Origin of the sequence: Dokdonella sp., from assembly GCF_039926425.1 — a bacterium.
Lineage (GTDB): Bacteria > Pseudomonadota > Gammaproteobacteria > Xanthomonadales > Rhodanobacteraceae > Dokdonella_A.
Window position 1 is genome coordinate 1 of sequence record NZ_JBDSWZ010000226.1, and the last position, 6,466, is coordinate 6,466.

A 6,466-nucleotide genomic window follows, 5' to 3' on the forward strand; every position below is an offset into this window, starting at 1 on the left:
AGGCCAGATCGTTTTGCGGACTGTCAAACGCTCCGGCCGCAATCGAGGGGAGCGTGTTGGTCGCTGTACAGGTGTTTCCCGACACATTCGTGCCGCTGGTGTAGGTGATCGGCGAAGCACAGCTGCCACGCGGCGGAGGGACCGGATCGGTGATGTGCGCCGTGACCTGGTAAGCGCCGCACGTATTGGACGCGGAGTTCGGATCGGCGGTGACAACGAGAAAATTGTCGCCCGCGGGCAGTGGCGGGAGCGGAAACACGGGTCCTTCGGAAACAGGATCGTATGCAGCGGCCAGAGTGGCATTCAAGCTGCACTGGGACATGATCACACCCATCAAGCCCCACGGAAGACCGGCGAATTGGAACGATCCCGTCGGTGCTCCGGCGGTATGGATGCGATAGACGACGTCGTTCTGCGGACTGTCAAACACCCCGGCACCCAGATACGGCAGCGAATTGGGCGCGCCGCAGGTGGTGTAGGCGTGCGTTTGTCCGTCAACGAGCGGAATGGGATTTGCGCAGGTCTGCGCCAGCGCGGGAACGGCTGCGACGAGCAGCGCGGACGAGACGCAAACCGTCAGCGCGCGATGCTCGCGTCGACGCGCATGGTTGATCTTCATGAGGTTCCCTCCAGTTCAAAACGCACGCCCCGATTGTCGATGCAAGGTTGGATACGCGGGTTCGTCGTGGAAGCGGACATGCGCAACGTGATGGCGTCGCGGGAGTCGTTGCAGAGTTGCACTGCACGCCGGCCACCTTCTTGCATGCGTTACCGGACACGATGTTCACAATCGCGTTGGAGACCACGCGGTGAAGGGCGCGACTGCGACGGATCGGGCCAGTCTTTCGACGGTGCGCTTTCGAAAGCCTTGCCGGCCGGCCATCCGATACTTCCGGCACTCGCTGGCCGCGGACCGGATAGAGCATCGTCAGGATCTACGATCTTCGATGTACATCACGATGGATACCCAGCGGCCATGGATGGACGGCCTCGTCGCCGCTTTCGGCGGGTCTGCCGCCTCCGCCCGACAACTTTTCGCGCAGGGCAGGCTGGACGAGGCATGCCTGGCGATCGACACGGAGATCGCCTCAACGCGGACACCGACCGCCGATGCGCTGATGCTCCGCGCGCAGATTCTCCTCGCGATGTCCTCGTTCCGCCCGGCCATCGCCGCGTTCGCGCGCGTCATTGCGCTTGCACCGCTGGCAGGATCACCCGAATTCGGACTGGCGATCGCACTTGGCGAAAGCGGTGACAGTTACGCAGCGGTGCTCGCCGCGCGCAGAGCCCTCGCGAAAGGTATGGATACGCCCGGCGTCCGCTTCGTACTGGGCAGGGCGTTGTTCGATGCGGGCTACGTGGAGGAATCGGAGTCGGAACTTCGCGTCGTGGTCGACCGCGCACCGAGCCGGGTCGACGCGCACACGAGTCTTGCCGATGTGGTGTGGATGCGCACAGGCGACATCGCTGCCGCGACCGCGGCACTCGATGACAGCCTTCATCAGTCACCGGAATTTTCCGCGCTGCGCCGGGTGAAGTCGCGTCTGCTGGAAACCGCGGGACTTGCGGAGCTGGCGTACGAAGAACTGGTGATGGGCCTCGGCACGGACCGGGACAATGTCGACTTGCACATCGATGCGGCGCAGGCGTCGGTGAAATGGGATCCGGCCCTTGCTCTTGCGCACGCGGAGCAGGCGATCCGTCTCGCGCCGCATCATCCGAATGCACTCGGCACGCACGCGCATGTCCTGCTCGCTGCAGGATTCGCTGATCATGCGCTCGCAGTGGCCGACCGTCTCATTGCGCGCAATCCGCACGATGGTCACGCGACCGCGGTGAGGGCGACGGCGATGCGGATGATGGGCAATCCCGCGTACGCACAGATGTATGACTATGCGCATCATGTCCAGGCGGGCATGCTCGATGTACCGAACGGGTGGAACACTCTCGAGCACTATTTGAAGGATCTCGCGGTCGCGCTGCACGCGCGACACGACCATCTGCGGGCACATCCCGTCGCGCAGACGCTGCGCCATGGCACGCAGACGCAATTGCGCTTCGAAGGCGCGCATGAAGCCGCGATCGGCGCCTTCGCGTCGGCGATCAATGGCCCGATCCGCCGATACATCGACAGCATCCGAGCGGATGATCCGACTCTGAAACGCCCAAAAGGCCACGGCTTCAGCATTCGGGATGCATGGTCGGTGCGACTGCGCGACGGCGGCTATCACTTCAATCACTATCACGGCAAAGGCTGGCTGTCCTCGGCGTGCTACATCGAGTTGCCGGCGAGCGTGGGCTCACCGGGTGGCGAAGGCTGGCTGCAGTTCGGTGAACCGATGATGCGCACATCGCCCGCGTTGCCAGCGGAGTACTTCGTCAAGCCCGAACCCGGATTGCTGGTTCTCTTCCCATCCTGGATGTGGCACGGCACCGTGCCATTCGCCGCACGCGAGAACGAGCACCGGCTATCGGTGGCGTTCGACGTTGTTCCCGCCGCCCGCTAGCACTCCACTGCGGGATCGGCCGGCGCTTCATGCGCCCGGAGCGCGCGCGTGCGAACGCTGGGCAACCTGTTCGCTGTCGACCCGAACGCAAGCGCTTCGCCTGCGAAGGACGCGATCAGGAGCATCCGGACTTCCAGTTGGCTGCACAGGACACGCGGTTGCCGGTTCTGCGCATCGGACCACCGGTTTGGACATCCAGGACGCTTGCGTGCGGTAGCGCACAGAGGGCGTGCGAAATTCGATGCAGAATCGGACATTCGGCCGAATCGATGCCTCCGGCATTCCTCGACGAGGATGCTTCAGGGGATTCATCGTGAACACCGAATGGATCTCAAGCTCGATTGTTCTCCCCCACGAAGGGGAATCCGTCGAGTTCGTGTTGCAGGATCGCGAAGCCATCATCGGCGGATCGTTCGCCAACCTGACGTTTCAATCGCGCTGGACAGGCTACCCCCCCAACCGCGTGCAGACGTGGCGCAGCGCGAGCATCTCCGCCGTTGTGCGTGACCCATGAAACGACGCGCCCTCCAGACGTCAGGAGTCGTCCGCATCGGCATTCCTGGCATAGACGTCGCGGCGATGTCCACGCGCATCTACGGAACCCTGCTCGACGGGCCGCTTCTTGTCCGGCTGGACCACAAGGCGCGCGTCTACAGCAGCGATCCCGACACCGTCCATTCCGTCCTCGGAGTGTCGATTGCGGGCGTCTACACCATCGGCCACCCGCTCGCTGATATTCAAGGTGACATCCAGGCTCTTTTCGGCCAATGTGGCAAGGACATGCTCGCGTGACCGGCGGACGACTCGACGATCGAGCGCCCGCGCGATCTCCCTCATCATGGGCGAAAGGATTCGGAAGCGTGATATCGACAACGAACGAGCGCACGCCGTCGCTGGAGCACCTCTCGACAATGAGCGAGAGCGTGAAGGACATCGTTGACCAATGTGCGAGCGATCTGGCGGCCGTCAACGGCGACATTGCGCGAGAGCTTTCGATCGTCGGGCATATGCCGGCGATCGAAAGGGCGCTCTGCAAGAACATGAAAATCGAGGACAACGCGCAGGAGGCAGCGGAAAAGCTGGCTGGCGTCACACGCGGCCTTGAGCACCAGTCACGCGATCGGCGATTGCTCGAACACCGGTTCGCCGCCGTCGTCGAACAGGAAGAAGCGGCGCGGCACGCGGCACTCTACGATGCGCTGACCGACCTGCCCAACCGCGCATTGTTCGACGATCGCCTCGAACATGCACTGGCGCAAGCCTTGCGTCATGGCTGGACGCTGGCGGTGATGTTCATCGATCTCGACGACTTCAAGGGCATCAACGACCTGTTCGGCCACGCGATCGGCGATCGCGTCCTGCAGGCGATTGGCAGGCGCCTGCGGGACTGCACCCGCGGTGACGATACGGTCAGTCGCTATGGTGGCGACGAATTTCTTTACCTCGCCATGGAAATCGAGGGGCGCGAACAAATCGCGCTCGTGGCACGAAAGATTATCGATGCAATACGGCAACCGTGGGGGTCGTCCGACGAGGAACTCGACGGCCTTTCCGACATCAGTGCAAGCGTCGGCATCGCAATCTTCCCGCACAATGGCGTCGATGCTGGCGCATTGGTGAAGCGCGCGGATGCTGCGATGTACGTCGCCAAGCGCAGCAAGGCCGGATATGCGTTTGCTGACCTGGCCCACGACGATGAACCCGCAGATATCCAGCTCCATCAAGCGCGCTAGGGGACTTCGCATATGCTCCAGGAATTCATCACAGACAACCGCGCCGAGCTGATCGATCGCTGCAACCGGAAAAGCGCGAAGGACGACCTTCCTTTCGCGCGCTCCGAGCGCGACGGGCCGGGAGTGCCTGCGTTTCTAGATCAGTTGATCGATGCGTTGCGAATGGAGCAAGTGCCCGCTGTATCGAGGGCGCAGGTACACAGGCAGGAGCGTCAGACATCGGACATCGGTCGGGCGGCAGCGCAACGCGGTGCTGAACTCCTCCAGCGCGGATACACGATCGACGAGGTCGTGCACGAATACGGCAACGTCTGCCAGTCGGTGACTGAACTTGCGATCGAGCGGATGGCGCAGATCTCGAACCAGGAGTTCAGGACCCTCAATCGATGCCTGGACGACGCGATCGCAGACGCGGTGACGTCCTACGCATCTGCGGGTAACCGCGTTCAAGGCCAACAGACGCGAGACGTGGGCAACCGGCTCGATGCCCTTGCGGAAGAACATGGCAAGCTGCTTGCCGCTGCGCATCAGGCATTTTCCGCGATCAGGGCGGGCAACGTCGGAGCAACAGGCGCGACAGGGACGCTTTTGTTGCATGCATTGTCGGAACTCGCACACGTCGTCGACCGGGCGATCACCGACCTCCGACGCGAGGCCGCCGTTGCCTCGGATGCATCGTGACACCCGGCTCGCCGGGCCGATCGGCTGACCCACGCGCCGCCATGCCGGATCGGCATCGATCGCGTTGAGGGCCACGCTGCCCGGATGGCGTGCTTTCCTCCCTGTCATACAGTGGGGGAAACGCACCCATCGACACAGGACCTTCCCAGCCATGGCTCAAAACATTCCGGCGGCTGCCAGTGCGGCAAGGTCCGTTACGAGGCGAACCTCGACATCGCTGACGTGATCGCGTGCAATTGCGCGCTGCGGACTACTCGGTTCGCTGCTCGCATTCGCGTCGGTGAGTGAGTTCACGCTGCCGTCGGGCGAGCGTGACCTGACCGGGCTCCAGTTCGACGCGCGCACGGTCGACCACCCGTTCTGCTCGACCTGCGGAATCCAGTTGTTCGCCATCGGCTCGAATCCGTCGACCGGCGACCGGATGGCGGCGATCAATGTCTGATGCGTGGCTGACATCGATCTGCATGCCCTCAGCGTAAAGCACGTCAGTGGCAAACGTTTCTAGCCGTCGCAGGTCACGACCGTGGCAAAAGCCCGCAAATTGGACCCAGCGAGCGATTTCACCCCCGACGAGGCGTATCGTGCGCTGCGCAGAATCGTCGGAGTCGTCGCGCTTCTGAATCTCGCGTGGTTCGGCATCGAGCTGGTGGTCGCGCAGGCCATCGGCTCGGTGTCGCTGTTCGCCGACAGCGCCGACTTCTTCGAGGACGCGGCGCTCAACCTGCTCATCTTCACATCGCTCGCATGGAGCGCGACGCGACGCGCGCGCGTCGGGATGGTCCTGTCCGGCATCCTGCTGGTTCCGGCGGTGGCGATGCTGTGGGCGCTGTGGAGCAAGCTCTCAACGCCCGTGCCACCCGAACCTCTCCTGCTCGGAGCGACCGGATTCGGCGCGCTCGTGGTCAACGTCGCGTGCGCGTTCCTGCTGTCGCGCTATCGCGATCATCGGGGAAGCCTCACCAAGGCGGCGTTCCTGTCTGCACGCAACGATGTCCTCGCGAACGTCGCGATCATCGGCGCCGGGATCGCGTCGGCCATCCATCCCTCCGTCTGGCCCGACATCGTGGTCGGGATCGGCATCGCGTACATGAATGCCGATGCAGCGCGCGCGGTGTGGACGGCGGCACGCGAGGAACATCGGGTGTCCCGCGCGAGCCGCTGACGGATGCGGAGACGGCGACCGGGACGCCGCGCGATACGTGGATCGTTGCGCGGTCGCTCGCGTCGCAGCCGCTGTCGACGCGCGACGCGACGACTGCCCGGGTAAGGCACAGGCTCCGTTCACGGACCGTCGACGACGATGACTTTCCTGCAGGAGCGCCACCATGTCCGATCTTCCCAAGCATGCACCCGCAATCGTCAAGGCACTCGACAAGCTCGAGGCGATGTTGTCGCGGATCGTCGACGAAAATCCGGAAGAGGAGCAGTTCTGGCCCATATTCAAAGACTTTTCGGACGACATCGAGACGGTCACACCATCGGAGGACCGCGCCTATTTCCAGGGACGCATCGATTGCATGCTGAAGAATGTCGGCATGATTCCCG

At 63.4% G+C, this 6,466-nt stretch carries 9 protein-coding genes; 7 read left to right on the plus strand and 2 right to left on the minus strand.

What is annotated here, in order from left to right; genetic code table 11:
• Positions 1–619, minus strand: a 619-nt coding sequence (locus ABIV12_RS13005; RefSeq protein ID WP_348059949.1) for a hypothetical protein, incomplete at its 3' end; no start/stop codon positions are given.
• Between the two features lie 328 nt (positions 620–947).
• Here ABIV12_RS13005 and ABIV12_RS13010 point away from each other — a divergent pair.
• The 5 genes from ABIV12_RS13010 to ABIV12_RS13030 all read left to right on the plus strand — a co-directional run bounded on the left by ABIV12_RS13010 (position 948) and on the right by ABIV12_RS13030 (position 4,921).
• Positions 948–2,507, plus strand: a complete 1,560-nt coding sequence (locus tag ABIV12_RS13010; RefSeq protein WP_348059951.1) for a putative 2OG-Fe(II) oxygenase — start codon at positions 948–950, stop codon at positions 2,505–2,507.
• Positions 2,508–2,820: 313 nt separating this feature from the next.
• Entirely contained in the window at positions 2,821–3,021 is a 201-nt protein-coding gene (locus tag ABIV12_RS13015; protein ID WP_348059953.1) for a hypothetical protein, read from the plus strand.
• On the plus strand, positions 3,018–3,299 hold the full coding sequence (locus ABIV12_RS13020; protein WP_348059955.1) for a hypothetical protein: 282 nt from the start codon (positions 3,018–3,020) through the stop codon (positions 3,297–3,299). Before ABIV12_RS13015 ends, ABIV12_RS13020 begins: the two co-directional genes overlap by 4 nt.
• Before the next feature lie 68 nt (positions 3,300–3,367).
• The gene (locus ABIV12_RS13025; protein WP_348059957.1) at positions 3,368–4,240 is read left to right on the plus strand and encodes a GGDEF domain-containing protein; all 873 of its coding nucleotides are present in this window, start codon (positions 3,368–3,370) and stop codon (positions 4,238–4,240) included.
• Between the two features lie 12 nt (positions 4,241–4,252).
• Positions 4,253–4,921 (plus strand): hypothetical protein, encoded by a 669-nt coding sequence (locus tag ABIV12_RS13030; RefSeq protein WP_348059959.1) that lies wholly within the window; start codon positions 4,253–4,255, stop codon positions 4,919–4,921.
• A 156-nt stretch (positions 4,922–5,077) separates the two neighbouring features.
• Here ABIV12_RS13030 and ABIV12_RS13035 read toward each other — a convergent pair whose 3' ends face one another.
• Positions 5,078–5,377 (minus strand): hypothetical protein, encoded by a 300-nt coding sequence (locus tag ABIV12_RS13035; protein ID WP_348059960.1) that lies wholly within the window; start codon positions 5,375–5,377, stop codon positions 5,078–5,080.
• A 67-nt stretch (positions 5,378–5,444) separates the two neighbouring features.
• On the opposite strand from ABIV12_RS13035, the gene ABIV12_RS13040 reads away from it, so the two are divergent.
• Both ABIV12_RS13040 and ABIV12_RS13045 read left to right on the plus strand, forming a co-directional pair.
• Positions 5,445–6,083: a cation transporter gene (locus ABIV12_RS13040; protein ID WP_348059962.1), complete on the plus strand. Its 639-nt coding sequence runs from the start codon at positions 5,445–5,447 to the stop codon at positions 6,081–6,083.
• A 163-nt stretch (positions 6,084–6,246) separates the two neighbouring features.
• The coding region (locus ABIV12_RS13045; RefSeq protein ID WP_348059964.1) for a hypothetical protein at positions 6,247–6,466 on the plus strand (220 nt) is incomplete at its 3' end.

Bases quoted from the DNA above. Each gene is read 5' to 3' on its own strand.
- ABIV12_RS13020 (WP_348059955.1), top strand. From the start codon at position 3,018: ATGAAACGACGCGCCCTCCAGACGTCAGGAGTCGTCCGCATCGGCATT.
- ABIV12_RS13010 (WP_348059951.1), top strand. From the start codon at position 948: ATGTACATCACGATGGATACCCAGCGGCCATGGATGGACGGCCTCGTC.
- ABIV12_RS13035 (WP_348059960.1), bottom strand. From the start codon at position 5,377: ATGTCAGCCACGCATCAGACATTGATCGCCGCCATCCGGTCGCCGGTC.
- ABIV12_RS13030 (WP_348059959.1), top strand. From the start codon at position 4,253: ATGCTCCAGGAATTCATCACAGACAACCGCGCCGAGCTGATCGATCGC.